Origin of the sequence: Westiellopsis prolifica IICB1 (assembly GCF_004323185.1) — a bacterium.
Taxonomy (GTDB): Bacteria; Cyanobacteriota; Cyanobacteriia; order Cyanobacteriales; family Nostocaceae; genus Pelatocladus; species Pelatocladus prolificus_A.
Genome location: NZ_NAPS01000022.1, coordinates 1 through 1,575, shown reverse-complemented (window position 1 = coordinate 1,575; position 1,575 = coordinate 1). Strand labels below are relative to the sequence as shown.

Here is a 1,575-nt window from a genome sequence, read left to right as displayed (position 1 = left end):
ACTCAACGACGGAGTTCAAACACTCAACGACGGAGTTCAAACACTCGACGACGAGTATAAAAGACTCAACGACGGAGTTCAAACACTCGACGACGAGTATTAAACACTCAACGACGGAGTTCAAACACTCGACGACGAGTATTAAACACTCAACGACGGAGTTCAAACACTCGACGACGAGTATTAAACACTCGAAGGGATTAAGGTTCATTTTATACCCCTCAGAACTAATGCGACAGACCACTAGTTTCCTCACAACTTCCTCAAACTATTTGCCTATAACTGCAATTGAGGTTAAACAAAAGCTTTGATAGGCGAATATTATGCTCAATCAAACATCTCACACTTCTCTTGGCGTAAACAATCAGCCTGGATCACAGCCAACTACTTTCGGTTTCATCCACTCAGTGGAAACCTGTGGTACTGTTGATGGCCCTGGTATTCGCTTTATTATTTTTACAACCGGATGTCCACTGCGTTGTTTGTACTGCTGCAATCCCGATTGTCGCTACTTAGAAAATGGGAAACAAACCAGCATTGATGAACTAATCGCAGAAATTCAGAAGTATTCATCTTATATGAAAGCTTCTGGTGGTGGGGTCACGATTAGTGGTGGAGAACCTTTATACCAACCTGATTTTGTCAGAGAAATTTTTCGACGCTGTCAGGAATTGGGTATGCATACAGCATTAGACACTTCTGGTTTTTGTGATTTGGAAGCTGCAAAAACTGTGTTGGAGTATGTAGATTTAGTACTACTTGATATTAAATCATTTGACCCGGCTACATATAAAAAAGTTACGGGTGTTGATATTGAACCAACTTTGAATCTGGCTAAATACTTGAGTGAAATCAACAAACCAACTTGGATTCGCTTTGTCCTAGTTCCTGGTTTAACTGATGAGCCACAAAATATTCAAGGATTAGCTGATTTTATTGCCACACTTAAAAATGTCGAAAAAGTGGAAATTTTGCCATTTCACAAAATGGGTGAATACAAATGGGAACAATTAGGTTTTGAATATTTATTAAAAGATACCCCAACTCCGTCTGCTGAACAGGTGCAACAAGCTTTAGATATTTTTAGAAGTAGAGGAGTTTTGGCGATCGCTTGAATACTTATATTATCAGTTCCTCCCGATATCAATTACTGTAACTCCAAATTATAAGTCTCTGACACAGTGTAATTATTACCCAGGTAGAATTTATGCAAATTACAAATATTCAAGAATTAGAAGCATTAATTGAACGAGTGAAGATAGCACAGGAAAAATATGCTAATTATTCACAAGAGCAAGTAGACTTTATCTTTAAGCAAGCAGCCTTAGCAGCTAACACAGAACGCATATCTTTGGCGAAACTCGCTGTTGCGGAAACAGGTATGGGGATTGTAGAAGATAAGGTGATTAAAAATCACTTTGCTTCGGAATATATTTACAATAAATACAAGCATGAAAAAACCTGTGGTGTAATTGAAGAAGATAAATCCTTTGGCATTCAAAAGATTGCTGAACCTGTGGGTATTCTGGCTGGTATTGTCCCTGTTACTAATCCGACTTCTACTACTGTTTTTAA

Annotated in this window: 1 protein-coding gene and 2 pseudogenes; all 3 read left to right on the top strand. The window is 38.3% G+C overall.

The genetic code is table 11. From position 1 onward, the window contains the following. Nucleotides 1-103 (top strand): annotated as a pseudogene (locus tag B4U84_RS32270) (hypothetical protein); the annotation flags it as partial. 220 nt (nucleotides 104-323) lie between these two features. Then, the gene (gene pflA, locus B4U84_RS30135; protein ID WP_207391055.1) at nucleotides 324-1,115 is read left to right on the top strand and encodes a pyruvate formate-lyase-activating protein; all 792 of its coding nucleotides are present in this window, start codon (nucleotides 324-326) and stop codon (nucleotides 1,113-1,115) included. Between the two features lie 92 nt (nucleotides 1,116-1,207). Beyond that, nucleotides 1,208-1,575 (top strand): annotated as a pseudogene (locus B4U84_RS30130) (bifunctional acetaldehyde-CoA/alcohol dehydrogenase); the annotation flags it as partial.

Bases quoted from the DNA above. Each gene is read 5' to 3' on its own strand.
- pflA (WP_207391055.1), top strand. From the start codon at position 324: ATGCTCAATCAAACATCTCACACTTCTCTTGGCGTAAACAATCAGCCT.